The organism is Mesorhizobium sp. M1399 (assembly GCF_040317735.1).
Lineage (GTDB): Bacteria > Pseudomonadota > Alphaproteobacteria > Rhizobiales > Rhizobiaceae > Mesorhizobium.
The window spans coordinates 287,116-313,292 of the sequence record NZ_JAMYKZ010000009.1 but is presented as its reverse complement, the minus strand read 5'-3'; the positions used below and the strand labels follow the sequence as shown (position 1 = coordinate 313,292).

General features: G+C 63.9%; 20 protein-coding genes. 8 read left to right on the top strand and 12 right to left on the bottom strand.

The features are described from left to right. The first annotated feature begins 128 nt into the window (after positions 1-128). Both NKH05_RS18240 and NKH05_RS18235 read left to right on the top strand, forming a co-directional pair. Positions 129-1,415: an NAD(P)/FAD-dependent oxidoreductase gene (locus NKH05_RS18240; protein ID WP_352493830.1), complete on the top strand. Its 1,287-nt coding sequence runs from the start codon at positions 129-131 to the stop codon at positions 1,413-1,415. A gap of 259 nt (positions 1,416-1,674) precedes the next feature. After that, positions 1,675-2,475 carry an SH3 domain-containing protein gene (locus tag NKH05_RS18235; protein WP_245278604.1) on the top strand — a complete coding sequence of 267 codons (801 nt, stop codon included), beginning with the start codon at positions 1,675-1,677 and terminating at the stop codon, positions 2,473-2,475. 67 nt (positions 2,476-2,542) lie between these two features. Here NKH05_RS18235 and NKH05_RS18230 read toward each other — a convergent pair whose 3' ends face one another. After that, positions 2,543-3,289 (bottom strand): SDR family oxidoreductase, encoded by a 747-nt coding sequence (locus NKH05_RS18230; protein ID WP_023719410.1) that lies wholly within the window; start codon positions 3,287-3,289, stop codon positions 2,543-2,545. 274 nt (positions 3,290-3,563) lie between these two features. Between NKH05_RS18230 and zwf the strand changes: the two genes are divergently transcribed. From zwf to edd, 3 genes are all read left to right on the top strand, one after another. Then, positions 3,564-5,033: a glucose-6-phosphate dehydrogenase gene (zwf, locus tag NKH05_RS18225; protein ID WP_023719411.1), complete on the top strand. Its 1,470-nt coding sequence runs from the start codon at positions 3,564-3,566 to the stop codon at positions 5,031-5,033. Then, the gene (gene pgl / locus NKH05_RS18220; protein WP_352547851.1) at positions 5,015-5,728 is read left to right on the top strand and encodes a 6-phosphogluconolactonase; all 714 of its coding nucleotides are present in this window, start codon (positions 5,015-5,017) and stop codon (positions 5,726-5,728) included. Before zwf ends, pgl begins: the two co-directional genes overlap by 19 nt. A gap of 73 nt (positions 5,729-5,801) precedes the next feature. Beyond that, positions 5,802-7,625 (top strand): phosphogluconate dehydratase, encoded by a 1,824-nt coding sequence (gene edd, locus NKH05_RS18215; RefSeq protein ID WP_352547852.1) that lies wholly within the window; start codon positions 5,802-5,804, stop codon positions 7,623-7,625. Between the two features lie 48 nt (positions 7,626-7,673). Here the strand turns inward: edd and NKH05_RS33135 are convergent, their stop codons facing one another. Beyond that, positions 7,674-8,333, bottom strand: coding sequence for a hypothetical protein (locus NKH05_RS33135; protein WP_502913241.1), 660 nt, complete (start codon positions 8,331-8,333; stop codon positions 7,674-7,676). Positions 8,334-8,378: 45 nt separating this feature from the next. Between NKH05_RS33135 and NKH05_RS33130 the strand changes: the two genes are divergently transcribed. Continuing rightward, complete coding sequence (locus NKH05_RS33130) at positions 8,379-8,597, top strand: hypothetical protein (protein WP_502913240.1); 219 nt, start codon at positions 8,379-8,381, stop codon at positions 8,595-8,597. On the opposite strand, the gene NKH05_RS33125 is transcribed toward NKH05_RS33130, so the two are convergent. The 4 genes from NKH05_RS33125 to NKH05_RS18195 all read right to left on the bottom strand — a co-directional run bounded on the left by NKH05_RS33125 (position 8,594) and on the right by NKH05_RS18195 (position 12,248). Further along, the gene (locus tag NKH05_RS33125; RefSeq protein WP_502913239.1) at positions 8,594-9,361 is read right to left on the bottom strand and encodes a vWA domain-containing protein; all 768 of its coding nucleotides are present in this window, start codon (positions 9,359-9,361) and stop codon (positions 8,594-8,596) included. The genes NKH05_RS33130 and NKH05_RS33125 overlap by 4 nt on opposite strands. 112 nt (positions 9,362-9,473) lie before the next feature. Next, positions 9,474-10,472: a GlxA family transcriptional regulator gene (locus NKH05_RS18205; protein ID WP_023719415.1), complete on the bottom strand. Its 999-nt coding sequence runs from the start codon at positions 10,470-10,472 to the stop codon at positions 9,474-9,476. Positions 10,473-10,488: 16 nt separating this feature from the next. Beyond that, positions 10,489-11,388: a bifunctional methylenetetrahydrofolate dehydrogenase/methenyltetrahydrofolate cyclohydrolase FolD gene (gene folD, locus NKH05_RS18200; protein WP_352493826.1), complete on the bottom strand. Its 900-nt coding sequence runs from the start codon at positions 11,386-11,388 to the stop codon at positions 10,489-10,491. A gap of 209 nt (positions 11,389-11,597) precedes the next feature. Then, the gene (locus tag NKH05_RS18195) at positions 11,598-12,248 is read right to left on the bottom strand and encodes a hypothetical protein (RefSeq protein WP_352547856.1); all 651 of its coding nucleotides are present in this window, start codon (positions 12,246-12,248) and stop codon (positions 11,598-11,600) included. Positions 12,249-12,990: 742 nt separating this feature from the next. Here NKH05_RS18195 and proC point away from each other — a divergent pair. After that, positions 12,991-13,806 carry a pyrroline-5-carboxylate reductase gene (gene proC / locus NKH05_RS18190; RefSeq protein WP_353025837.1) on the top strand — a complete coding sequence of 272 codons (816 nt, stop codon included), beginning with the start codon at positions 12,991-12,993 and terminating at the stop codon, positions 13,804-13,806. Positions 13,807-14,067: 261 nt separating this feature from the next. On the opposite strand, the gene NKH05_RS18185 is transcribed toward proC, so the two are convergent. Both NKH05_RS18185 and NKH05_RS18180 read right to left on the bottom strand, forming a co-directional pair. Next, entirely contained in the window at positions 14,068-15,384 is a 1,317-nt protein-coding gene (locus NKH05_RS18185) for an NAD(P)H-dependent oxidoreductase (protein WP_352493823.1), read from the bottom strand. Between the two features lie 99 nt (positions 15,385-15,483). Continuing rightward, positions 15,484-19,329 (bottom strand): caspase family protein, encoded by a 3,846-nt coding sequence (locus NKH05_RS18180; RefSeq protein WP_353025835.1) that lies wholly within the window; start codon positions 19,327-19,329, stop codon positions 15,484-15,486. Positions 19,330-19,551: 222 nt separating this feature from the next. Between NKH05_RS18180 and NKH05_RS18175 the strand changes: the two genes are divergently transcribed. Continuing rightward, positions 19,552-20,433: a YihY/virulence factor BrkB family protein gene (locus tag NKH05_RS18175; protein WP_352493821.1), complete on the top strand. Its 882-nt coding sequence runs from the start codon at positions 19,552-19,554 to the stop codon at positions 20,431-20,433. Positions 20,434-20,547: 114 nt separating this feature from the next. Here NKH05_RS18175 and NKH05_RS18170 read toward each other — a convergent pair whose 3' ends face one another. From NKH05_RS18170 to NKH05_RS18155, 4 genes are all read right to left on the bottom strand, one after another. Then, positions 20,548-21,309 (bottom strand): glutamine amidotransferase, encoded by a 762-nt coding sequence (locus NKH05_RS18170; protein WP_352860784.1) that lies wholly within the window; start codon positions 21,307-21,309, stop codon positions 20,548-20,550. An 87-nt stretch (positions 21,310-21,396) separates the two neighbouring features. Further along, a complete protein-coding gene (locus tag NKH05_RS18165) occupies positions 21,397-22,398 on the bottom strand; it encodes a rhamnose ABC transporter substrate-binding protein (RefSeq protein WP_352547863.1) in 1,002 nt (333 codons plus the stop codon). Positions 22,399-22,444: 46 nt separating this feature from the next. Then, the gene (locus NKH05_RS18160) at positions 22,445-23,434 is read right to left on the bottom strand and encodes an ABC transporter permease (RefSeq protein ID WP_023719426.1); all 990 of its coding nucleotides are present in this window, start codon (positions 23,432-23,434) and stop codon (positions 22,445-22,447) included. Beyond that, the gene (locus tag NKH05_RS18155) at positions 23,431-25,989 is read right to left on the bottom strand and encodes an ATP-binding cassette domain-containing protein (RefSeq protein WP_502913238.1); all 2,559 of its coding nucleotides are present in this window, start codon (positions 25,987-25,989) and stop codon (positions 23,431-23,433) included. Before NKH05_RS18155 ends, NKH05_RS18160 begins: the two co-directional genes overlap by 4 nt. Positions 25,990-26,177 lie beyond the last annotated feature (188 nt).

Genomic DNA, 26,177 nt, shown 5'->3' with positions numbered 1-26,177 from the left:
CAAGAAAGCCTGACTCCGTGACCCCATGAAATCCCTATCTTCCTAACTGCCCTACGCCCCAAATTTCCTACTGCCCTACTGCCCTACTGCCCTACTGCCCTACTGCCCTACTCCCCTAGCCGAGCATCATGACTTACCAATCCCCAATCTCCCCCGGCCGCTCCTGGTACGAGGACACGGCCGGACCAAGGCCCGAATATCCGGCGCTCGACGGCGACCGGACATGCGACGTGGTGATCGTCGGCGGCGGCTTTACCGGCCTGTCGGCTGCGGCTCATCTCGCCAAGTCAGGCGCGGATGTCGTGCTTATCGAAACGCATCGTTTCGGTGACGGCGCATCGGGCCGCAATGGCGGCCAGCTCGGCACCGGACAGCGGGCCTGGGCAGAGGAGCTGGAAGCGGAATACGGCTTTTCCTGCGCCAAGGCGCTGTTCGACCTGGCCGAAGAGGCCAAGGCGCATCTCCTCGACTTCGCCGCGGTGCACCAGATCGAGATCGACTATATGCCCGGCCAAATGTCGGTGGCGCACAAAAAGCGCTATGTCGACGACTACAAGGCACATGCCGAGATCATGGCAAGCCGGTTCGGCTATCCGCACATCTCATTCATGGATGCCGCGGAGACAGCCGAGCGGCTCGGCTCGACGCATTATTTCGGCGGCACCCGCGACACGGGCACCGGCCACATCCATCCGCTGAAGCTGGTGATCGGCACCGCAAAAGTCGCGGCACAGGCCGGCGCAAAGCTTTTCGAGCAGACACCGTCGACCGGCATCACCTCCGGCGGCGGCAAAGTGAGGGTGACGACGCCGAAGGGCACGATCATCGCCGGGAAGTGCTTGATCGGGGTCAACGCCTATGGCGGCACGCTCGAGCCGGTGAGTGCTTCGCATATCATGCCGATCGGCTCATTCATCGGCGCAACGGTACCGCTGGGCGCCGATTCCAAAGTGTTGCCGGGTGGCGAGGCGGTCGACGATTCGCGCTTCGTCGTGCGCTATTTCCGCAAATCGAAGGATGGGCGGCTGCTGTTTGGCGGGCGCGAGATCTACGCAGTCAACGATCCCAAGGACATTCACATCCACATCCGCCGGCAGATCGCCGAGATCTATCCGGCACTGAAGGACATTGAGATCACCCATGGCTGGGGCGGCTATGTCGGCATCACCGTACCGAGAAAGCCGTTCGTGCGCGAAGTTATGCCCAATGTGATCTCGGTCGGTGGTTATTCCGGCCACGGCGTCATGCTGTCCAATTTTTTCGGCAAGCTTTATGCCGAGACGGTCGCCGGCAACCGCGACCGGCTGAAGCTGATCGAGGATCTGAAGATTCCGCCTTTCCCCGGCGGCCGGCGTTTCCGCGCGCCACTGCTCTTTCTTGCGCTCAACTGGTACGCGTTGCGGGACAGGATTTAACCAGGCGTTGCAGAATCCTTAACCAGGGCGCAGAATCCCCGCCAAGGGCGCAGTGATGCCACAATCGCGGGCGAAAGATGATGCTCGTGGGCAGCTGAACGGGGAATTTTTGCGGGCCTGCCCGCTTTTGGTTTGGGAACGATGCCGATCGAAATGCCGGCTCTCCGGCATCGGTCGTGAGAACATCGGCCCGCAAATGGAGGTGGCAAGTGTGAGAGAGCCCTTCAGTTTCGGTGCGCCGGAACGACGGCGCCTTGCGATGCAATTCGGTTACGATATGCGGCCGACGTTCTGGCACGGGGTCCGGTCGAACGCGCATCTCGTGATCGCTGCGCTTGGCACGGCAGCACTGCTCGGCGTTGCCGCAGTGGCGCTGTGGCTGGCCTTGCCGGCCAATGAACGACAGGCGGCGGCGAGCCCTGAGCAGACCGTTCCGACCATTCCGGTCAAGACGACGAAGATCATGCCTTCCAAGGTCGCTGCGGCGCCGCGGACGACGGGCAAGGCCGACGCGGTTTCCCCGGCGGTGGCCGCGGCGGAAGCCGACATACCGGCGCTGGCTCCCAACGATCCCCGCTGGACGGGACCAAAGACGGCATCGGCCGCCGCCACAGCAGCATCCGACCAACTGGCAAGCCAGACCGATCAGGCGGCCGATAAATCGTCTGCTTCGGTGGCATTCGCCGATCCGGCAGCGAAACCCGACGCTGCGGCATTGTTTGCCAAGGTGGCGGCTCCCGGCAGCTCGACGAAAAACACAGGGCCCGACGGTGCGCAGACCGCTGCCATCCCCACACCCAAGCCGCAACTGCCGACGCAGTCCGCGAGCGAAGACGACAACAGCACCAAGGCAAAATCCGGAAAAACCAATACTGCCGGTACCGGACGCATCCTGAGATCCGTCACCATGCGCACCGGCCCAAAGAAGAATGCGGCCGCCATTCTCACCGTGCCGGCCAAGACCTCGGTGCAAGTGATGAGTTGCAAGCAGTGGTGCCAGATCGTCTACAACGGCAAGCGCGGCTGGGTCTACAAGAGCTACGTCAAAACCGGGGCGTAGGACAGACAGAGCGATCGCGGCTCGGATCGCTCGCCATCAGCCGCCTGTCGCCGGATGGCCTAGGGGTTCAAATGCAACGGCCGCCGTCGACTTCCAGCGCCACGCCGGTGATGAAAGCTGCTTCATCCGATGCGAGCCAAAGCGCGGCATTGGCCACGTCAAGCGGCGTCGAAAGCCGGCCGAGCGGGATCGATGCGCGGAACTTCTCGCGGATCTCGGGTGTGTCGGCGCCCATGAATTTCTCAAGCATGCCGGTCTCGCCGGCGACCGGGCACAGGCAGTTGACACGGATGTTCTTTGGCGCGAGTTCCACCGCCATCGATTTGGTCGCGGTGATCGCCCAGCCCTTCGATGCGTTGTACCAGGTGAGACCAGGCCGCGGCCTGATACCGGCCGTGGAAGCCGTCGTCAGGATGACGCCGCCGCCTTGCCGCTCCATGGCCGGCACCACGGCAAGTGCTGCGTTGTAGATTGCCTTCATGTTGACTGACGTGATCAGGTCGAAGGTCGCTTCGTCGACTTCCAGCATGTCACCGTTGCGATGGGTGTAACCGGCATTGTTGACCATGATGTCGATGCGACCGAAGGCGCTCATTGCAGCATGGACCATGTCGTCGAATTCGGACCGCAGCGAGACGTCGGTCTGGGTCCAGATCGCCTTTTCGCCGATCTCGCCGGCGACGCGCTCTGCGTCCTTGGCGTTCAGATCGGCGACAACGACCCGCGCGCCCTCCTCGGCAAAGCGCCTGGCCATGCCCTCGCCAAAGCCCGAGGCAGCGCCGGTGATGATGGCGACCTTGTTTTGGAGGCGCATGCCTTTCTCACTCATCGTTGAAGACGATCGACGACGCGTTTGGCCATGGCCATCGAAAGATGTGTGTCCATTGCCGATTTCTCCTTTGGCTTTCGCCTTGATCCCGCTCTATGCTGCACCTGCGAACGCTCCCGGAAGCATCGCTTGCCGACAAGCCTCCGGCCAGAGCCGGTGTCAAGAGCACACGCGGATGTGACGCAATGACACTGGCAAGTTTAAATCGATTAGATTATATCAGCCGCGTTATCGCGACCGGCGTCAGAGCGGACAGACCATGACCAGCCAGATCATCCCCGTCGACCCTTTCGACTTTATCATTTTCGGCGGCACCGGCGATCTGTCGGAACGCAAGCTTCTGCCGTCACTGTACCACCGGCAGCGCGACCACCAGTTTTCCGAGCCGACGCGCATAATCGGCACATCACGTTCGAAGATGACCGATGAGGAATTCCAGTCTTTCGCCAGGCAGGCGATTGCCGATCATGTGAAACCGGAAGATATCGACGCCACGGAACTGAAAACGTTCCTCGCACGGCTCTCCTATGTCCCGGCCGACGCAACCACAGGTGCCGGCTTCGACAGGCTGAAGAAGGCGATCGGCGACAGCGAACACATCCGCGCTTTCTATCTGGCGGTGGCGCCGGCGCTATTCGGCGACATCTCGCACAAGCTGAAGGAGCACGGGCTGATCACGCCGAATTCGCGGATCGTGCTGGAAAAGCCGATCGGCCGCGATCTCGCTTCGGCGCGCGCGCTCAACGACCTGGTCGGCGACGACTTCCATGAAAGCCAGATTTTCCGCATCGACCACTATCTCGGCAAGGAGACGGTGCAGAATTTGATGGCGCTGCGCTTCGCCAACGCGCTCTACGAGCCGTTGTGGAATTCCGCCAATGTCGATCATGTGCAGATCACCGTGGCCGAGACGGTCGGCCTGGAAGACCGCGTCACCTATTACGACAAGGCTGGCGCGTTGCGCGACATGGTACAGAACCACATGCTGCAGCTGCTCTGCCTCGTCGCCATGGAGGCGCCGTCGTCGATGGACGCCGATGCCGTCCGTGACGAAAAACTGAAAGTGCTGCGGGCGCTGAAACGCATCAACGGCAACGAAGCGCCCAAGCACACGGTGCGTGGGCAATACCGTGCCGGCGCCTCGGCCGGCGGGCCGGTGAAGGGCTATGTCGAGGAACTCGGCAAGAACAGCAACACCGAGACCTTCGTTGCGCTCAAGGCCGAGATCGGCAACTGGCGCTGGGCCAGCGTGCCGTTCTACCTCCGCACCGGCAAGCGGCTGGCGACCCGCGTTTCGGAGATCGTTATCGAATTCAAGCCAATCCCGCATTCGATCTTCGGCGAGAGCGCCGGGCCGGTCTCCGCCAACCAACTGGTCATCAGGCTGCAGCCCGACGAAGGCGTCAAGCAGTTCATCATGATCAAGGATCCGGGCCCGGGCGGCATGCGGCTGCGCCAGATCCCGCTCGACATGAGTTTTGCGCAATCCTTCGACGGCCGCGCGCCCGATGCCTATGAGCGGCTGATCATGGACGTCATCCGTGGCAACCAGACGCTGTTCATGCGCCGCGACGAGGTCGAGGCTGCGTGGAAATGGATCGACCCGATCCAGGACGCCTGGGAAAGCGGAAGGCAAGAGGCGCAAGGCTACACCGCAGGCACATGGGGCCCCTCGGCCTCGATTGCGCTGATCGAACGCGATGGGCGGACATGGCACGAGAGCAATTAGGCGGCGCCTACAACTGGCACGAATTTGCCGGACGCCAGGAGTTGGCGACAGCGCTTGCCGGCCACGTCGCCGGCCGCCTGTCAAAGGCGATCGCCGAGCGCGGCACGGCACTGCTTGCAGTCTCGGGCGGCACGACGCCGGCGAAATTCTTCGCGGCGCTTTCGACCGTTCCTATCGCCTGGGAAAAGGTGACGATAACATTGGTCGACGAGCGCTTCGTGCCGCCCTCGTCGCCGCGCTCCAATGCCGGTCTGGTTGCCGCTAACCTGCTGCAGAACGCGGCCGCCGCCGCGAATTTCGTGCCGCTCTACCACGCTGCGGCAACTATCGCGGGCGCAGCGGTCTCCGACAGTGAGGCGCTGCAAGTGCTGCCCTGGCCCCTCGATGTTGTTGTGCTCGGCATGGGAACTGATGGCCACACCGCCTCGTTCTTTCCGGATGCCGACAACCTGGCAAGATTGCTCGATCCGTCGTCGCAAAGGATCGTGCTTCCGGTTCACGCGGCAAGCGCCGGCGAGCCGCGGCTGACGCTGTCACTGGCGCGGATCATCAATGCCGCCTTCATCGCGCTGCATATCGAGGGCGCGGAAAAACGCACCGCATTCGAGGCCGCGCTTGGAGTTGGAACACGAAAGCCCATTCGCGCCGTGCTCGATGCAACTCAAAAGCCCGTAGAGGTTTTCTGGGCACCCTGATCTCAACTTGGCTGCAGGTCCCGGCAACAGCCGGAAGGTGTTTGCGGGACCTCGCCTGAAAGGACCGACCGCCATGACCGCAAGACGCGACATCGAAGCCATCACCCAGCGCATCCGTGAGCGCTCCAGGCCCGGTCGCGAGGCTTATCTCGGCCGCATCGGCGAAGCCTCGAACCGCACCGCCAACCGGGCCGTGCTGTCCTGCGGCAACCTGGCCCATGGCTTTGCCGTGTGCAGTCCTTCCGAAAAGGTGGCGCTTGGCGGCGACCGGGTGCCGAACCTCGGCATTATCACCTCCTATAACGACATGCTGTCGGCGCATCAGCCTTTCGAGACGTTTCCGGCACTGATCAAGGACGCGGCCCGCGAGGCCGGCGGCATCGCCCAGGTGGCCGGCGGCGTGCCCGCGATGTGCGACGGCGTAACCCAGGGCCAGCCCGGAATGGAGCTGTCGCTGTTCTCGCGCGACGTGATCGCCATGGCCGCGGCGATCGGCCTGTCGCACAACATGTTCGATGCCGCCGTCTATCTCGGCGTCTGCGACAAGATCGTGCCGGGGCTGGTGATCGCGGCGCTGACCTTTGGTCATCTGCCGGCGGTCTTCATCCCGGCCGGGCCGATGACGACCGGCATTCCGAACGACGAAAAGGCCAAGATCCGCCAGCTCTATGCCGAGGGCAAGGCGGGGCGGGCCGAACTGCTCGAAGCCGAATCCAAATCCTATCACGGGCCGGGAACCTGCACTTTCTACGGCACCGCCAATTCCAACCAGATGCTGATGGAGATCATGGGCCTGCACACGCCTGGCGCCTCGTTCGTCAATCCGGGCACGCCGCTGCGCGACGCGCTGACCAGGGAAGCGACCAAGCGGGCGCTGGCGATCACAGCGCTCGGCAACGCCTACACGCCAGCCGGGCGGATGATCGATGAGCGCTCGATCGTCAACGGTATCGTCGGCCTGCACGCCACCGGCGGTTCGACCAACCACACCATCCATTTGATCGCCATGGCGGCGGCGGCCGGCATCGCCATTACCTGGCAGGATATTTCCGACATCTCGGAAGCGGTGCCGCTGCTGGCGCGGGTCTATCCGAACGGCCTTGCCGATGTGAACCACTTCCACGCCGCCGGCGGGCTCGGCTTCCTGATCCGCGAACTGCTCGACGCAGGCATTTTACATGAGGATGTGCAGACGGTGTGGGGCGAAGGGCTGCGCCCCTACGCGGTCGAGGCCAAGCTCGGCGCCGATGGCGGCGTCGTGCGCGAGGCCTCGCCGCGCCAGAGCGGCGACGAGAAGGTGCTGGCGCCGTTCAAGAAGGCGTTCCAGCCGAGCGGCGGGCTGAAAGTGCTTTCAGGCAATCTCGGCCACGCCGTCATCAAGACATCGGCGGTCAAGCCGGAGCGGCGCATCATCGAGGCACCGGCCAAGGTGTTCGACAGCCAGCAAGGGCTGAACGAGGCGTTCAAGGCGGGGTCGCTGACCGGCGACTTCATCGCCGTCATTCGGTTCCAGGGCCCGAAGGCCAACGGCATGCCGGAATTGCACCGGCTGACCACCGTGCTCGGCATCCTGCAGGACCGCGGCCAGCATGTGGCGCTGGTTACCGACGGGCGCATGTCGGGTGCCTCCGGCAAGGTGCCGGCGGCGATCCACGTGACGCCGGAAGCGGCGGAGGACGGGCCGATCGCCAGGATTCATGACGGCGATATTATCAGGCTCGACGCCGAGGCCGGAACGCTCGAGGTGCTGGTGCCGGCCGGCGATTTCGCACTGCGCCGGCCCGCGGACAGCGACCTCATAGGCAATGAATTCGGCTTCGGCCGGGAGCTCTTCGCCGGGTTCCGGCAGATGGTGGGCCGCGCCGACCATGGCGCGAGCGCCTTCGGCGTGGCGTGACTTTTTCGGCCATGAGGAAGAGCGGCTGGTGGCCGCTCTCCCTTGGATCTATTGAACCGTCAGCTCGGCTCGCGCGCCGGCCCTGACCGTTACCGCGCCTTCCTTCGAGCTGCTGTCCGACTTCTCCGAAACCACCGCGTAGTCGCCAACCGACAAGGTGGCCTGATACTTCTGGTCATAGGCGTAGCCGACCGACTTGCGGGTTCCATCGATGTTCTTCTTGGCCTCGAATATCTCGATCTTCGAGGCCCCTGGCGCGGTGATCGCCAGCACGCCGGCGTTCATGGCGATCTTCAGATCCTGATGTTCGCCAATTTTGACACTGAACGGCTGCTCGGCCACCGCGAGATCGACGGTCGCGACCATTACATAATCGTCGGGCGGCAGATCGAACTTGCTGTCGGGGCCGTAGGCATAGGTCACCTCCTGCCTGGTCCCGCCGATGTCCTTTTTCGCCTGGAACACCTTGAAGCCGACGCCAGAACCCTCGGCCTTGTCGCCACCGGCAGCATAGTAGGCGTTGGCGACGACATGCCCGACGCCGACGATGATATCCTTGTCGATGACCCTGCCGGCGGCAAGCGGGACCGTCTCGGTAACCACGCCCTGGCCGATCGTGACGGTCACCTTCTCGTCGCCGGCCGGCAGCACGACTTTCGTGTCGCCATAGTAGGTCGGCAGGGTGTCGACGCCTGGATAGGCGATCACGACCGCCGCGCCGCCGTCAACGTCCGCCCCTTCGCTTGGCCGCGGGTGGATAACCAGCGTGCCGGCATTCAACGTGAAGAGCGGCTTGGCGACCTGGCCAGGCTCGATCTTGATCTTCTGTTCGGCCTTGGCCTCGCCGGCGCGCGCGACGACGATATAGTCGCCCGCCTCCAGATTGCCCTTGTAGGCGCCGTATTCGGTGGCGACGGGATCGCCGCGCGTGCCGTCGGAATTCGCCTTATAGATCTCCCAGGCATTGCCTAGATCTCCCAGGCATTGCCGTCGGTGACGGGATCGCCACCTTCGGCAAGCACGACGGTGGGCACGAAATTGGACTCCGCCGGCTGGGCAGGCGCCGGCTGGGGAGCAGGCTGCGGGGCGGCAGCCGGTTCAGGAGCGGATGGCGGCGGCGCAACGGTCTCGACGAGGGCGTCCTGCAATGCCTTTTCATCCGATGCTTCGATATATTTGCCGCCGGTGTTATCGGCCAGGCAGGCGACCTGCTTGCCTTCGGCAGCCGTCAGGCCAAAGCCGACGACATCGACGGTGAAGTCGATGCCGGCAGCCTCAAGCTCCTTGCCGAGCGCACAGGGATCGCCGCTGCATGTCTCGATGCCATCGGTGATGAGAACGACCGTCGCCTTGTCCTCGGTGTATTTCAATGCTTCCGCCGCTTGCTTGACAGCGGCGGTCAGCGGCGTCTTGCCCTGAAATTTCAAGCTGTCGGCCGCGGCTGAGATCGCACTTGCCGAGCCTGCCTGCGGCGGCACGATGAGTTCGATGTCGTCGCAACTGGCCTTCTCGCGATGGCCATAGGCCATGAGGCCGATTTCCTCATCGGCCGGGACCGATTGCAGCACGTTCCGCAGCAATTGACGGGCGATTTCGAGCTTGGGCTTGCCGTCGATCTGCGCCCACATCGAGCCGGAGGCATCGAGAATGACGATGACGCGATCGGCGGCGAAACCGAACCCCGTCGTCCAGAGCAACAGGGCCGCCGCAGCGACGCTCCGCACAAATCCCGCCATCAAAAATCTCCCCCGTCAGTCGCCGCCGCTCGGCGCCGGAACGCTATTTGACGCCGCGTCGCGACACAAGCCCGGACGGAGTACGAAGCTGCGTCGCCTCTCTGCCAAACCCTCAATAGGTCGTGCGGCGTTCCTCGGAAGGCGGCCGGCCGAATTGCAGCCGGTAGCTCTGGGCAAAATAGGAATGCGAGGTGAAGCCGGTGGCGATTGCCACGTCGAGGATCGGCATGTTGGTCTGGCGCAGCAATTCGCGCGCCCGCTCGAGCCTGAGCCGCATGTAATAGCGCCCGGGCGTCACACTGAGATGGCGCAGGAACAGGCGCTCGACCTGGCGCACCGACAGGCCCGCCGACTTGGCGAGCTGCACCGCCGACAGCGGCTCGTCGAGATGGTCGGCCATCAGCTCGACGATGCGGCGCAGCTTCTCCGACTTGCCGGTCAGGTCGCGTTCCGGGCCGACGCGCTGGCGGTCCCCGGCCGAGCGGATGCGCTCATGCTGGAACTGGTTGGCGACGCCATTGGCAAGACTCGAGCCGAAATCGCCGCGCACGATTTCCAGCATCAGGTCGATCGAGGTGGTGCCGCCGGCGCAGGTGTAGCGCTTGCGGTCGATCTCGAAGACGTTGCCGGTGCAGTTGATGTCCGGAAAGCGTTCGAGGAACCCGGCGCGGTTTTCCCAATGGATGGTGCAGCGATAGCCATCGAGCTGGCCTGCTTCGGCAAGCAAATAGGAGCCGACCGAAAGCGCGCCGAGCGCATTGCCGCGCCGGCCCCAGCTGCGCAGCGCCGCCAGCACCTTGCTCTTGCCGGGAAATTCCGTCGTCAGCCCGACCGAGACGAAAAGGATATCGACCGGCGGCAGATCGACAACGGCGTAGTCGATCTTGAGCGGCAGGCCGTTGGAAGCCATGACGGCATCGCCGTCGGCCGACACCGTCGTCCAGCCATAGAAATCGCGGCCGAGCAGCCGGTTCGCCGACCGGAACGTGTCGATTGCCGCGGCCAGCGAGAACATGGAGAACTTGTCGACCAGCAGAAACCCGAACTGCCGGCCGCCCTGAACGGGATCATTGGTGACCGGCCGTTCTAAGGGAACAGTGAGGTTCGGCAAGGACGCTGCTCTCTGGTCAGAAGGAAGGCCGTTTCAACCCGGCTGCGAGGTAGGCGGAAGCTAGCGTGTTGGCCATCAGCATGGCAATGGTCATCGGCCCGACGCCGCCAGGCACCGGCGTGATGGCGCCGGCCGCCTTCGCTGCTTCGGCAAACTCGACATCGCCGACGAGGCGGGTCTTGCCTTCACCCTTTTCAGGTGCGGCGATGCGGTTAATGCCGACGTCGATGACGGTGGCGCCAGGCTTGACCCAGTCGCCGCGGACCATTTCAGGCCGGCCGACGGCTGCGACCAGAATATCGGCGGTGCGGGCAAGCGCCGGCAGGTCCCTGGTGCGGCTGTGTGCGATGGTGACCGTGCAGTTGGCGGCAAGCAGTAGATTCGCCATCGGTTTGCCGACGATGTTCGAGCGCCCGACGACGACCGCATTGAGGCCGGACAGATCCTTGCCGCGCACCCGTTCGATCAGCAGCATCGAGCCGGCCGGCGTGCAAGGCACGAAGGCGGTCTCGAGCTCGCCGGTGCCGAGCTTGCCGACATTGATGAAGTGGAAGCCGTCGACATCCTTCTCCGGCGCGATGGTCTGGATGACTTTGCCGGCATCGATATGGCCGGGAAGCGGAAGCTGCACCAGGATGCCGTTGATGGCCGGATCGGCGTTGAGCTGGCCGATGATCTTCAACAGGTCCGGCTCGGAGGTCTCGGCCGGCAGCGTGTGCTGAACCGAATGGAAGCCGCATTCCTTGGCGGTGCGGGATTTGGAGGCGACATAGACCTGGCTCGCCGGATCCTCGCCGACGATGACCACCGCGAGGCCGGGCTGCCGTCCGCCCTTTTCCGCCAGTTCGGCGACCAGGGCCTTGACCCGCCGCACCACGTCTTCGGCGACGCTTTTTCCGTCAATCAACTCAGCCATGAACCACCCTCGACGCCGATCGCCTAAGCCTGCCGCGTTAAAGCATCCCCGCGGCGTACTCCAGATACCTTTTATGCATGTCGTTGCCCAGAACCATGCGCAGCCGGGCGGACATGCAGCGCGGCATTTTCACGAAAATCGAGCCGGGCAATCCCGTCAATGCGCCGTCCCATGCCGCTAACTCGAAACCGGCATGTTTTATTCGACGCTTAGAAATAGCGGCGCGTGCGGTTTTCGGTGAGCTCGCGAACCGCTTCGCGGAATTCACGCAGGCTGGCACGGATTTCCTCGATCTGGCTTTGCTGATCGGCGGCTTCCGAAACCTGATTTGCCTCCTTCGACCAGGCCTGAGTATAGGCCGAATGCTGCGGCGTGGGTTGCTGCGGATAAGGTGGCTGTCCGGCATAGAGCGGCTGTAGATCGAAGGCAGGCGGCATCGCTGCGCCGGAATTTGTCGCGGCGGAAGTCTCGCCGGACGCCATCTCCTCCGGCGCTCTGCCGGGCATGAGCCTGCGCAGCGCCGACAACACGGTACCGATCGGACGCCGACGCGCTGCCCGGTACGCTTTGTCCTCAGCGGGACCGGCATCGCGGCCGCCAAGGGAGCCAGCGGGGTCGAACAATACATCGGCAGCTGCAGGCTCTTCCGTCAGTATGGTGCCGGCCTCCGGCCCATCAGGACGGAGCTGGCTTGTACCGGCGGCTGCCAACAGGATCGGACTGGCACGCGCCTCGCGGCGCGACCGGGCGAGACGATGGCGTGTGGCGGCATCCTCGCGCCATGACGGGCCTGCACGGTCCTCTAGCGAAACCAGCGATGCTTCGTCCTCGTCGCGCACTGCCTCGACGAGCGACAGCAAAGACCGCTCGTTCCTCCAGTGTTGACGATTATCCCTGTAAGCCATGGTTCCTGGAGCTTTCCCCTAGGGCTGGGACGTAGCGACCGTCCACTGGTTAAGCGATGCTAAACAGGCATAGGAAATAAAAGGTTAATTTGGTCGGCTGAGAGACCTCGTTTCCCGCCTTAAGACAATGCCATCGAGTTCGTCGCCCACGATTGGTCGATCACTCGAAAAATGGCGGGATGTCGGTTAAGGGTTCATGAAGTCGCCCTCTTGAACACCGTCAGAATTCGGGGGAGGCTATCCGTATGATAACGCCAGACACTCCGTTTGCGCTGATGCTGGAGATGCACGCTGTGCTCTTCGGAGTTCCGGTGCTTAGTCTGCTGGCAGGGACCGCAATCCTTGCTTTGATACGCCGATGGCGCTTTTCTTCAGGGGCCGTGGCGGCTTGCAAGATGGCTATGGGAGTCGGCGTCGTGGCCGTGGCAGTTGTGCTTGGTTGGGGAGGATTTCTTGTCGGCTTTGGTGCGCTGTTGGAGAATCCAGGCTATCGCTCCCACCTCGTCTGCAATCCCTGTTTTTAGTCTGGGATGGGCCGAACCTGGCCGTCCAGAGTGATCGGGTCAGGACTGACCGAGCCCGATCAGGCGGCGAAAGCGGCGACATAACCCGGCCCCTGATCAAGGTCCGAGAGGGGCTTCCCCGTCCGTCCACGAACGTCTATGGCAAAGCCAACCATTTCGAATGGAGAGCTTCGATGACGATCAGGCTTGTTCTCGCCGGTTGCGGCAATATGGGCTACGCCATGCTCTCCGGCTGGCTGAAAGCCGGCAAGCTCGCTCCGGCTGCGGTGTTCGTGGTCGAGCCCAATGCCGAGTTGCGCAAGCGTGCCGAAGCACTGGGCTGCGGTGCTGCCGCGGATGTCGGCGCCATACCGGCCAACGCCGTGCCGGCCCTCGTCGTCATGGCGGTCAAGCCGCAGGTGATCCGCGACGTGACGGCTGGCTACATCCGCTTCAACGATGGCCGAACCACTTTCCTCAGCATCGCCGCCGGGACACCGGTCGCCACGTTCGAAGGCATTCTCGGCGACCGCGCGCCGATCGTGCGCTGCATGCCCAACACGCCGGCGGCAATCGGCAAGGGCATGATGGTGGTGTTTTCCAACAGGCTGGTTTCCGAGGACACCAAACACCTTGTCGCCGATCTGCTTTCGGCGAGCGGGCAAGTGGCCGACATTGACGACGAGGGCCTGATGGACGCGGTGACGGCAGTCTCCGGATCCGGTTCAGCTTATATCTTCCATTTCATCGAAGCGCTGACGGTGGCCGCCGAGAAGGCTGGCCTGCCGGCCGGGACTGCCAAGCTCTTGGCAATGCAGACGGTCTACGGCGCCGCATCGCTGGCCGCCGAAAGCGGCGAGGAGCCCGGCGTGCTCAGGCAGCAGGTGACCAGCCCCAACGGCACCACGGCTGCGGCCCTTGCAGTACTGATGGGCGAGGACCGGCTGACACGCCTGCTCACCGAGGCGGTGGAAGCGGCGCGGCTGCGGTCGGTAGAGCTGGGGAAGTAACAGCTGTCGAGGCGTGGGTCGGCCGTGCGTTTCAGGGGCAATAGCAAACGCTCTGTAGCGATCCTTCGCGCCCCCCTCTGTCCTGCCGGACATCTCCCCCACAAGGGGGGAGATTGGCAGTTTGGGCGCTCCGCTCACGAACTGCGATGTTGGAGATTGGCGAAAGCCGGCGTGACGTCCGATCTCCCCCCATGTGGGGGAGATGTCCGGCAGGACAGAGAGGGGCGCTGTCCCGCCGACGTCAAAGTTTCTGCACCGCACCTAACCCGCCCCATACAGCATCTCGTCCTGCAGCCGGCGCAAGGCGAATAGCCTGGTCGTCGGGTCGGGCGCGGCATTGTCGGCGGTGAGCAATTCGCCTTTCCTCACCGGTTTCAGCACCTTGCCGCCTTCGAGCAGGCCGACGGGCACGGCGTGGTGGGCGCGAGCCTCCTCGACGGTCATGGTCCAGGAGCGGTAGCAGGTCTCGCCGATCGCGTCGAACGTCTCGCCTGCCGCCAGATCGCGCTTGGCCACGGCGCAGACCTCGGCCACCGGCCTCGGCAGCGGCACCATGTCGGGCTTGCCGTAAAGCGCGATACGGGCGGCCGTCAGCGGCACTTCCAGCGAGGTCAGATGGTAGGGCCTGAAGAAGCTGTAATAGGGGCCGTGGCCGATATGCAGATCGTCCATGCGCTCGATGATCCGCGGATGAGTCGCCTCGACGATGACGAAGACACCGGGCGCCACGCCCTTGCCGACGGTATAGTCGACAACGCCCTTCTTCGACAGGATGCCGCCCTGCTCGCGCGGGATCAGCACCTTGACCAACTCGTCACGGTCGGCCTTGGGGCCGTGCATGCCGGGAACGTCGGGTACCAGCCCAGTGGCGTTGGCGATGGCGCACATCTCGACCATGGTTTTCGAGCCGTCGACGAACTCGACCAGCATGCGCGGATTCATGTTGCGGCGCAGCGCTTCCTCCCGGTAGTCGTCGGGAACGGCGTCGTGGTTGAGAGGGTTGTTCTTGCCCTTGCCGGCGGAGACGATGGTGTAGCCGAGCGCCGAGGCGAACTCGATCAGCTCCATGCAGCTCGACGGTTCGTCGCCGGCACCGACCGAATAGACGACGCCGAGCCGGTCGGCCTGCTGCTTGAGGTAGCAGCCAATAGTGACGTCGGCCTCGACATTCATCATCACCAGATGCTTGCCGTGCTGCATCGCCATCAGGTCGAAATCGGCGGCGACGCCGGGCTTGCCGGTGGCATCGATGACAACATCGATGAGCGGATTGGTGACCAGCATCTCGTTCGAGGTGATTGCGATCTTGCCGCTCTCGATCGCTTGGCTGACCTTCGAAGCGCTGTCCGCTTCGGCTGCCATTGCCTCGTCGCCATAGGCGATGCGGATGGCGTCACGCGCTGTATGCGGCCGGCGGGTCGAAATAGCGCAAACCGAAATGCCCGGCATCAGCATGCCTTGTGTCACCAGGTCGGTGCCCATCTCGCCCGACCCGATGACACCGATGCGCACCGGGCGGCCTTCCGCCGCGCGCTTGGCAAGATCCCGGGCAAGCCCAGTCAAGGCGACATTGGTCATGCTGAAAACGTCCACTGCTTTTTTGATTTGAAGCGGGAATAGCAGGGAACGGCAACCCTTTGCCAATCGAAACCGGTCGCGGCCACCTTTTCCTGTGCGCTATTGCAATTCGGCCAGCAACGCTTGTGCCTCGGCAAGGTTCTTTGCGGAGCCGGCGGCAAGGTCGTCCATCTTGCCATCCCGAAAGATGACGAGCGCATGCTGGCAGGCGGCTATCGCTTCCTCGGCCATTGCCTTCTGCTTGCGAGCAGCACCCAGATCGGTAAGCACGTCGCACAGGCTGTCCTCGGTGAACGCAATGCCCGGCACCGAACCGATCTTCTTCTGCACGGCGATGGCCTCGCGCAGGATCGGCACCGCCTCCTCGATTTTGGCGACGTCGTTTTCGGCGCGGCCGGCGAGCGTCAGCTGATAGCCGATCTCGTTTTGCAGGCTCGCCCAGCGCTCGGGGTCGCGGTCGCGGTCGACCTGGTCTGCCAACGCCCGATTGACGGCGACCGCCTCGTGGAACAAAGCCGGCGAAGGCTCTTTCGCACCGATCATGCCAAGCACATTGGCCAGGCTTGCCTGCGTGCTGGCCCAACGTTCGGGGGCGCGGTCGCGCGTGCGCACGCTCTGGATCGAACGATAGATGCCGGCCGAACGCTTCAGCAGGGCAACGTCGTCGCGCCAGTAGCCCAGCGTCGAAAGCGCGGTGGCCAGATTGGTCTGGTTGCGCAGCCATTCGTCGGCATCCCTGTCGCGGCTTATCACTGTCAGTGCCGCCTCATAGGCCTGGACAGACTTGGCCATGGCGTCCGGGTCGGAACTGGCGTTTGCCTGCATCATGCGGACATTGCCGAGGTCGCCTTCGACCGAAGCCCAGAGCGAGCGGTCGGGCAGCGTGGCATAGACGGCCAGTGCCTTTTCATGCGCGGCCGCCGCCTTCTGGTAGAGCGACGGGTCATTGGCGCTGCCGGCAAGGTAGTAATAGGCGCTGCCGAGTTCGTTCTGCAGCTGGGCGTGATCTTCCGGCACCGTGGCGAGGTCGTAGAAGGGCAGCGCCGCTTCAAGCGCCGTCGCCGACTGGTTGAACGCTTCGCCGTCCTGCGTGCGGTCGCCCAGAACCAGGAGCACATGGCCGAGACCCCATTGCGTTGCCGCCCAAGCGTCGGGGTCGCTGTCACGGCTCTGCATTTCGAGCGCCGCGCGATAGGCCACCGCCGAGCGCTGGAGCGCCTCGTCCGAACCGCCATCGGCCTTGCCGAGCATGGAAAGTGCTGCGCCCAGCCGGTACTGCGTCTTCGCCCAGTCCTTCGGGGCGCTCTCCTTGGTTCGCACGGTGAGCGCTGCATCATAGGCGGCGACCGCTTCTTCAAGGACCGCTTTGTCGCGAGCACGGTCGCCCCAGGTCGACAGCGAGTTGCCGAGACTGTGCTCTATTGAGGCGAATTCGAGCGGCGCGGCGGCGACGGTATAGACCTGCGAGGCCTCGCGATAGGCGGACGCCGACTTCCGGAGATAGTCGATGCCGGTGTCCCGATCGCCAAGCGTCGCATAGACCGAGCCCAGATTCTGGTTCAACGAAGCCCAGTCGAGCGGCAGCTTTTCGCGCGGATATTCAGAAAGTGCGGCCTCATAGGCAGCGACCGCCTTGAGCAGCGCGTCATTGCCGGCCTGCCTGGCGCCGAGACGCTGCAAGGCATTGCCAAGCGTCAACTGGCCGTTTGCCCAGCTGGCCGGCGCATGGTCGCGCGTCCACACCGTCAGTGCGGCCTCTGCCGCCTCCCGAGCACGCTGAAGCGTAGCAATGTCGCCATTGATCTGGCCGATCGATTCCAGCGCCGAACTCAAATTGTTCTGGATCGTCGCCCATTGCGCCGGCGCGCGCTCGCGCGTCATTTCCTCCGTCGCCGCCTGATAGGCGGCAACGGCCTGCTCAAGCGTCGGTACGTCTTGTTCACGCTCCCCGAGGCGGAACAAGGCCGCGCCGAGATTGACCTGGCTCAACGCCCAGTCGAGCGGCCCGCGCTCCCTGCGGTATTCGGTCAGCGCGGCGCGATGCGCTTCGATGGCGGCGCGAAAGCTGTCGCTGGTGGCTTGGCGCTCACCCAGTTCGGAGAGCACGATGCCGAGATTATTCTCAGTCGCCGCCCATTCGAGCGGCAGCTTTTTCGACACTTGCACCTCGAGCGCCGCGCGGAACGAGGCAACGGCATTGTCGAGCAACGTCGTGCCGTTCTCGCGCTGGCCGAGCCGCCAATAGACGGTGCCGAGATTGCCTAGCGTCGAGGCCCAGTCGTCCGGATTGGCGTCGCGCGTGTAGACGCTCAGCGCCTGATCGAAGGCGGCTGCCGCTTTGTCGAGGTCTTCGCGGCCGGCCTCGCGCTCGCCCAGCGTCGACAGTGTGGTGGCGAGATTGTTTTGCGTGGCCGCCCATTGCCGCGGGCTGTTTTCGCGCGACACATAGGTCAGCGCCTTTTCATAGGCAGCGACCGCCTGCACCAGAAAGGCGTTGTCGCCCGAGAAAGAACCATGCGCGGAGAGCGCCTGGGCCTCGGCTGCCTTGTAGAACCAGGCTTCATGGTCGTCCCATTTCTCGACCTGCTCATAGGCCTTGGCATAGTCCTGGGCTGCCGCCCGATAGCTGAAGGAGATTTCGTAGGTTTTGGCGCTGTCGCCGAAAACCTCGGCAAACTCGAAACGACGCGCCTTGAGGTCGGCTTCAGCCTGGTCGACGGTCTTCGACAGTTCGCCAACGCGGGCCTTGGCCTGTTCATGGATTTTCTGCGCTGCTTCCAGCGCGCCTTCCTGCACCGCTTGTTCGGCCAGTTTTGAAAGCCGGACGATTTCCGGATCCTGGCTCTTCAGCGTCGCCTGCTCGGCCAGTACCTGTTTCAGCCGCTCGGTCTGGCCGCGCAGCAATGTGTCGAGTTCGGCTGCATCCCTGGGTGTCTCGGTGCCCAGCGTCTTCAGCATGGCGTAGAGCGCGTCCATCGGTACGCCGCCGTCGCGGGCGATCGTCTCGATCTGGCGGCGTTGCGGGTCGGGCAGCGTCGAGATCGTCAGCAGCAGCCGGCGGCGCTCTGTGAGGATCTCGCCCTCCTCGCCTTTCGGCACCTCGGCGGGCGTGCCGAAATAGAGCAGCCGGCGCAGGCTCTCATTGACCCAGGGCCGCTGCCGGCCGCCGGTCTTGAGATAGACCTCCTGGCCGACCATGCGCAGCACAGTGCCGAATTCCTCGCCGCCCATCGTGTCGATGTGACGCAATATGGCTGCCGCGTAGGGGCTGTTGCCGTCGGCGGGACCGTCGAGCGCCACCTTGCCGGGCTCGGCGGCAAAGCCGATGACTTGGCCCAAGCTGTCGTTGCCAGAACCGCTGTCGTCGGCCGAACCCTTGGCCGGCGCGCTGTCGTTCAGCGCCACGACGCTGCGCGTTTCGCCGAGGCCGCCGGCGCCGATCGGCTTGCCCGCTTCACCCGGCTTGAGTTTCAAAAGCGTGCCCGGCGGAAACGGGTCGTTGCGGCAGGCATCGAGCAGCACGATGGTGACCGGCACCTTGGCCTTCAGTTCGGCCACGATCGACGACAGCGGGACCAGCTTCTCGCCGGCATCCTCGAGCGCCGCAATGTCGGCATCGACGGGCACCAGGAAATTCTCGCCACCGGCTTCGATGCCGTGGCCGGAATAGTAGATAATGGCGACGTCGGCACCCTCGGCATCGTCGACGAAGCCTTCGAGGTCGCGCCGCAATTTGCGTGCGTCGCGATTGGTCGCGACATCGGTTTCGAAGCCGAGCCTGTCGAACATCTCCTCGATGGCGCGGGCGTCGTTTTCCGCATTGGGCAGCTTGCCGACATGCTCATAGTCGGACTGCCCGATGACGAGCGCGACGCCTTTTAGCGCCTTCGGCTCCTCGCCCCGAGCAGGAACCAGCGCGCACAAAAGCAGCGCGGCAAACGCCACGCCTATGCGCCCTGTTGCACCTGGAAACAACATCGCCCACCCCAACCCAGCGTGCAATCTTCCACAGCGCCATGGCATCATGATGGCCGGCGCTTGGCAAGTGTTCGGGCAAGAGGTGTTCTTGTCGTGGCCTGTCGTGCCGCTCCGTTGCGATCTTCGCGCCCCTCCCTCGCCCAGCGCTGCGCCGCCGCTACTTGTTTGTTGACAGCATGCGAGGCCCACATGTGGAATTTGGCAGCAGAGAGCTGGAGGCTCCTCAAGCAGAGCGTCCTCGGCTTCATCGATGACAATGCGCTGAGCCATGGGGCGGCGATAGCTTTTTATGCCACGACCTCGCTTGCGCCGATCCTGCTGATCGTCGTCGCTATCGCCGGCATGGCCTTCGGGCACGAGGCGGCACAACTCGCCCTTTCGGCACAGATCGCCGGCCTGATGGGACCGCAAAGTGCCGAGCTGCTGCAGGCGACGATCGAAAACGCTTCGCAGAAGGAAGCGGGAACCCTTGCCAGCATTCTGGGGCTGGTCACGCTGTTCGTCGCCGCATCCGGCGTGTTCGGCGAAATGCAGCTGGCGCTGAACGAAATCTGGAAAGTCAAACCGAGGGCAGCAACGATCTCACGGCTGGTGCGGGCACGCATTGCAAGCCTGGGCCTGGTCGCCGCTCTCGGTTTCCTGCTCCTGGTGTCCTTGGTTGTAAGCGCCGCGATTTCGGCGCTCGGAGACGTCATCAACGCCTATCTGCCGTTCGGCACCATCATCCTGAGCGCGGTCAACGGGATTGTCTCGTTTGCCCTGATCGCGCTGCTGTTTGCCGCGATCTACAAGGTGCTGCCCGACCGCAGTCTGCAATGGCGCGATGTCGGCCTTGGCGCCGTCGTCACCGGGTTTCTGTTCACCATCGGCAAGTCGCTGATTGGCTGGTATATCGGAACCAGCGCTTTCGCATCGTCGTACGGCGCGGCCGGCGCCCTGCTCGTCGTGCTGTTGTGGGTCTACTATTCGGCCGAGATATTTCTGCTGGGCGCCGAATTCACGCGAGCCTATTCGGTTCGGCACGGCAGCCGGTCCGATTTGAAGAACAAGGTGGAATCGCATGACAAATGAGTTCACGCCGAAATTCGACTTGGCCGGCAAGGTGGTGCCTGTCACCGGCGCCTCGCGCGGCATCGGCCGCGCCGGCAGGCGAACTGCATCGGTCAAACCTGGTGTCCAGCTTTCTCATTCATTGCCGGCGAGCCAACGGACCATGTTCGCCATCAGTTTTCCGTAGAACGGCCATCCGAGGAAATTCTGCGAGAGCCAATGCGGGCCGATATCTGTTGCCCAGGCAATCGTGCGGCCGCGGCCATGGCTACCGACGGCAAGGAGCGGCCAGTCGGTGCCGCGGTGGTGGCAGGTCGCCAGAAGCCGGGACGAACCGTCGTGCCTGAATTCCAGCTTGTTCATGCCGAGGATCGGCGGCAACGGCCCCTCCACCCCGGAAAAAATCGGGTGGGATGACTGCAGGATGGAGGTCTGCAGGCCTTGCGGGACCTCCATGCCGTCGCTGTAGGGGAGGCAACGGACCGGCAGCACGTCCTCGACCGGGGTGTCGTGGAAACGCGCCGTCCCGAACATGCCCTGAAAACCCATATAGCCGCCGGCCAGCATCAGCCCGCCCCCACGTTCGACATAGGCCTTGAGCACATCGAGGCGGTTGACGCCGACACGCCCGGCGCGGGCATCCGGCGTCACCAGCAATGTCAGGGCGCCGACGTCGGAGATCACCACCGCCCGATATTGGGCGAGCGCATCGAGGTCATAGGGAAACTCCGCGCCGCAACGCTCGCCGCCGATCTGCGTGACCGCGATGCGCTCATCGGCCAGCGCGGCATTGAAGGCCGTCGCGCCATTTGTCGAGGTCGCACTTGTAAGCACATCGCTACCGATGGCGACCGACGTCGTCGCCGCAAAGGTTTCGCCTGCAAGCAATATCTTCATTGCCGCCCCCGCACTGTTTTGATTCGAGAGGTTCAGGAAGGGCGCCGGATGGACCGGCGCCCCCGCCAGAGTTCGAGCTCTTAAGGATCAGAACTTGAACTCGGCCAGATTTTCAGGGGTAACGATCTTGGCCGGACCAAGGATCAGTTCGCCGCTGGCGCCAATCGTGTATTCGCCGAGCCTGCCTGCCGTGAACTTCTCACCCTCCTTTCCGGTGATCTTGCACTGCGCAAGCGCCTGGGCCGTCTGGTAGGTAAGATAGCCAAGATCGGTGACGTTCCACCAGATATCCTGGGCCGCCCCGTCCTTGATGTATTTCGAGATCAGAGTAGCCGGCGCGAGGCCGGTCAGCTTGACCTTGCCGATCATGCCCGCCTCCTCGAGCGCACGCGCGGCCGCCGGAAGGCCGATGCCTGCCGGGACGATGATCACCTTGAGATCGGGAAACGCCTGGACCAGCGCCAGCGCCTGCTGCTGGTTGATTTGTTCACTTTCTTCGCCATAGGCCACCTGCACCAGCTTCATTTTGGAGAACTTCGGCTCGGCGGCCATCTTCGCCTTCATGAAGTCGATCCAGGCGTTCTGGTTGGTCGCCGTCGGCGTCGACGACAGGATCGCGAATTCGCCTTCACCGCCGCTGAGGGCGAATGCACTTTCCAGCATCATTTCTGCGAGGCTGTCGCCCTTGACCTGATTGACAAATGCCGCGCGAGCATCGGCGGCCACATCGGAGTCATAGGAAATCACCCTGACGCCCTGCTGAACGGCGCGCTTCAGCGCCGGCGCGACGGCATTGGCGTCGTTGCCGGCAATTGCGATGACCCCGACCTTCTGCGACACGAGGCTGTTGATGAATTCGATTTGCGCCTCGGCGGTCGCCTGCGATGGGGCGACCTGGGTAGCGGTGCCGCCAATTTCCTTGGCTGCCTCTTGTGCGCCTCCAAAAGCCACTTTGAAGTAGGGGTCTGTGTCGAGCTTGGGCAGGAAACCGACCGTTACGGGTTCCTTGGCGCATTCCTGGCTGAAGGCCAGCGAGGTTGGCGCGAGCAGAACCGCGGATGCGAGCAGGGCTAATCTAAACGCTTTCATTGTGACTCCTCCGTCAAAATTCGGGCTTAAAGGAAGGGGCCCGAGATCACCCCTTTGTCTCGCGCATTGCGCGGGATCTGCTGAGCAGCTCCTGTGTGGAGCGCCAGTAATTGCCGACCAGCAGCGAGCCGATCAGAAGCAGGCCAATGATCATGCCCTGCGCGTCGCCGCCGATCTGGTTCAGCGCCAGCACGTTACGGATGATGGCGATCAGGACCAACGCCAGCATGACGCCGGTCAGGCGGCCCTTGCCGCCAAAGACGCTGACGCCGCCGAGCAGCACGATGGTGATGACGTCGAGCTCCATGCCGAGCGCATTGTTGGCGCGGGCATTGGACAGGCGCGCGGTATAGACGATGCCGGCTATCGCCGCGACGACGCCCGAGACGACGAACAGGTTCAGCACCATCCGGCGCGTGTTTATGCCGGAATAGCGCGCCACCTCGGGGCTGCCGCCGAGCGCGTAGATGCGCTTGCCGGTCGGCGTCTTCTGCAGCACGACCGCAAACACCGGCGCCAGCGCCAGGAAGGGGACGATGGTCCACGGTATCTCGGTGCCCGGCAGATTGTTGATGCCGAAATCCACGACCGCGGGCGGCAGGATGTTGACCGAACCGGTGCCGAGCAGGATGTAGCCAATACCTCGATAGAGCGCCATCGTGCCGAGCGTCACCACCAGCGACTGCAGTCCAAGGCCCGAGACCAGGTAGCCGTTGAAAGCGCCGAGCAGGCCGCCGGCGACGAGCGTCAGCGGGATTGCGGCAAGCGTCGGCACGCCGGCCTGGACCAGCAAGCCAAAGACGACGGACGTCAGCGCCAGCACCGAGGCGATCGACAGGTCGATTTCGCGGGTGATGATGAGCAGCGTCATCGGCAGGATCAGCAATGCCTTTTCCGAGGCGCTGGCGGCCAGTTGCGAGAGATTGAAGCCGGAAACGAAATTCGGCACGAAGATCGCCGCGTAGAGGAAGATGGCCACGCAGGAGGTCGCCAGCAGCAGATCCCAGAAGTCGATCGAACGGAGGAACTTTCTCACCGCGCCCTCGCCTGTCTTGCCTGCTCGGCACGCCGCACGATGAACGTGTCGATGCCGATGGCGACCAGGATCACCAGGCCGTAGACGCCCTGCAGCCATAGCGGGTCGACGCGCACCAGCGTCAGCCCGTTCTTGATGACGAGCAGCGTGAGCGCGCCGAGGATGATGCCGAGCAGCGTGCCCGAACCACCGCGGATGGCGACGCCGCCGACCACCGCCGACGCGATCACGGTGAGTTCGAAACCGAGCGCGACGCGGGCATCGATGGTCGCATAGCGGGATGCCCACAGCGCACCGCACAGGCCGCCGAGCAGGCCGGCCATGCCAAAGGCCAGCAGAATCCGCCGGTCGACGGGGATGCCGATAAGACGCGCGCCGTCGGGATTGGAGCCGGCGGCAAACAGTTCGCGCCCGATGGCGGTGCGATAGAGCAGCACATAACCCAGGCACAGGATGACGATCGCGATAATGACGATCAGCGGCACGCCGGCGATCTTCAGGCCGGTCATGTCGAGCCAGGCTTGCATGACTTCGTCGGCGCTGATCTGGTCGCCGGCTGCCCAGATCGAGTTGAAGCCGCGGAAGATCGACATCGAGGCCAGCGTGACGACGATCGCCGGGATCTTTCCCCTGGTAACGACAAGGCCGTTGATCAGGCCAGCGACACCACCGACCGCGCATGCGGTCATCAGGCCAATGCCGATGTCGAGCCCTGGATAGGCCTGGACCATGCTCGCCGCCATGTAAGCCGACAAGCCGATCACCGCGGCGATCGAAAGGTCGATGTTGCGGGTGATCAGCACCAGCATCTGAGCGAGTGCTGCAACTACCAGCAGGGCTGCATCCATCGACACGGCGGTCAGGTTTGCCGCACTCACCATGCGCGGATTGATAATGGTGACCGGGATGGCGACCGCCAGCATCGCGGCGAGCAGGCCGAACTCCCGCCGCTTCAGTATGTCGAGCGGTCCTTTTCTTTTCTCTTCGCTGGCGGCCTGCGCTGCCGGGTCGGCGCGTTTGTCGGCCTTCATCGCGGCTTCCAGCACCTTTTCCTGGGTGGCTTCGCCCCTGGCAAATTCGGCCGTCCGATGGCCTTCGCGCAGCACGATGATGCGGTCGCACATGCCGATGAGCTCGGGCATTTCCGAGGAGATCAGGATGATAGCCATGCCCTGTGCGGCAAGGTCGGCGATCATCGCATGCACTTCCGCCTTGGTGCCGACATCGATGCCTTGCGTCGGCTCGTCGAGGATGAGGACGCGCGGCTCGGTGCGCAGCCATTTGGCCAACACCACCTTCTGCTGGTTGCCGCCGGACAGTTCCTTTACCGGCTGCCCGTAGCCGGAAAAGCGAAGCTTCATCCGCTTCAGCCAGTCCGAAACCAGATCGATCGCGCGGTCCGTGCCGTAGAAGCCGGAGCGAGCTGCCTTGTCGAGCACGGGCAGCACCGCGTTGTCGAGGATCGAAAAGTCCATCACCAGGCTCTGGCCCATGCGATCTTCCGAGACATAGGCGATGCGCGCATCCATGGCGTCGCGTGCCGATGCAAAGTGCACGGCCTCGCCGTCGATCAGGATTTCGCCGGCATCCGGCTGGTCGATGCCGAACAGCACGCGCGCGATCTCGGTCCGGCCGCTGCCGACCAGGCCGCCGAGCCCGAGCACCTCTCCGGCGTGGAGCTTGAGGTCGATGTTGGAAAAGCCGCCGGCATGCGAAAGCCCCCTCGCCTCCAGCACCAGCGCGCCGGTGGCGTGGTTTCGTTCCGGATAGAGGTCGGTCACTTCGCGGCCGACCATCATGCCGATGGCGGCGGCGCGACCAAGCTCGGCCTTCGGCTTGATGCCAATGAGGCGGCCGTCGCGCAGCACCGCGATGCGGTCGGCGATGCGGAAGATCTCGTCCATGCGATGGCCGACGAACATCATCGCCACGCCATGCAGCCGCAGGTCGGCGACGACGGTGAACAGCCGCTCGACCTCGCGCTGCGACAGGGCGGCCGTCGGCTCGTCCATGATCAGCACCCGCGCGTCGAGCGACAGGGCGCGGGCGATCTCGACCAGTTGCTGTTCGGAGGTGCGCAACGTTCCGAGCCGGGTTTCGGCCGGCACGTCGAGGCCGACTGTCGCCAGCACCTTGCGCGCGCCGGCAAGCACGGCAGCGTTGTCGATGCCGCCGAAGCGATCGCGCGGCATATGGCCGAGATAGATGTTTTCCGCCACCGAAAGATCCGGGAAAAGACCGGGGTGCTGGTGCATGACCGAGATGCCGGCAGCCTGGGCATCGTGCGGCGAATGGAAGACCACAGGCTTGCCGTCGACTTCGATATGGCCGCCGGTAGGGAGGTACACGCCGGCCAGCAGCTTCACGCAGGTGCTCTTGCCGGCACCGTTTTCGCCAAGCAGAGCCAGCACCTCGCCTGAGCGCAATTCGAAGGACGCGTCCTTGAGGGCAATCGTGCCGCCGAAGGCCTTTGTCGCCTGAACCAGGGCAACGGGGACAGCCACGTCGCTCTTCACCACGGCATCGGCTTCGCCTAATGCGCCCAAGTGCAGCACCCTTCCTCCCTGGTCCTGTTTTTTCAATTTGCTATATTAAATGGTTTGACGCCGCAACTGGAAAATTGACTTCCATGACCCCGAAGGGCACTGTCGCGTCGCGCACGGGTGCAGCTGGAGTGCTCGACCCAGCAGCCTAAAAGCTGCAGGCGGCCAGAGTGGCTCCGCGAGAATGAATGGGGAGGCGC

Excerpts from the sequence above, each read along its gene's own strand:
- NKH05_RS18175 (WP_352493821.1), top strand. The coding sequence starts at position 19,552 with ATGTGGAATTTGGCAGCAGAGAGCTGGAGGCTCCTCAAGCAGAGCGTC.
- NKH05_RS18185 (WP_352493823.1), bottom strand. The coding sequence starts at position 15,384 with ATGACCAATGTCGCCTTGACTGGGCTTGCCCGGGATCTTGCCAAGCGC.
- NKH05_RS18170 (WP_352860784.1), bottom strand. The coding sequence starts at position 21,309 with ATGAAGATATTGCTTGCAGGCGAAACCTTTGCGGCGACGACGTCGGTC.
- NKH05_RS33125 (WP_502913239.1), bottom strand. The coding sequence starts at position 9,361 with ATGGCGGGATTTGTGCGGAGCGTCGCTGCGGCGGCCCTGTTGCTCTGG.
- pgl (WP_352547851.1), top strand. The coding sequence starts at position 5,015 with ATGGCACGAGAGCAATTAGGCGGCGCCTACAACTGGCACGAATTTGCC.
- NKH05_RS18235 (WP_245278604.1), top strand. The coding sequence starts at position 1,675 with ATGCAATTCGGTTACGATATGCGGCCGACGTTCTGGCACGGGGTCCGG.
- zwf (WP_023719411.1), top strand. The coding sequence starts at position 3,564 with ATGACCAGCCAGATCATCCCCGTCGACCCTTTCGACTTTATCATTTTC.
- NKH05_RS18240 (WP_352493830.1), top strand. The coding sequence starts at position 129 with ATGACTTACCAATCCCCAATCTCCCCCGGCCGCTCCTGGTACGAGGAC.
- edd (WP_352547852.1), top strand. The coding sequence starts at position 5,802 with ATGACCGCAAGACGCGACATCGAAGCCATCACCCAGCGCATCCGTGAG.
- NKH05_RS18165 (WP_352547863.1), bottom strand. The coding sequence starts at position 22,398 with ATGAAAGCGTTTAGATTAGCCCTGCTCGCATCCGCGGTTCTGCTCGCG.
- folD (WP_352493826.1), bottom strand. The coding sequence starts at position 11,388 with ATGGCTGAGTTGATTGACGGAAAAAGCGTCGCCGAAGACGTGGTGCGG.
- proC (WP_353025837.1), top strand. The coding sequence starts at position 12,991 with ATGACGATCAGGCTTGTTCTCGCCGGTTGCGGCAATATGGGCTACGCC.
- NKH05_RS18230 (WP_023719410.1), bottom strand. The coding sequence starts at position 3,289 with ATGCGCCTCCAAAACAAGGTCGCCATCATCACCGGCGCTGCCTCGGGC.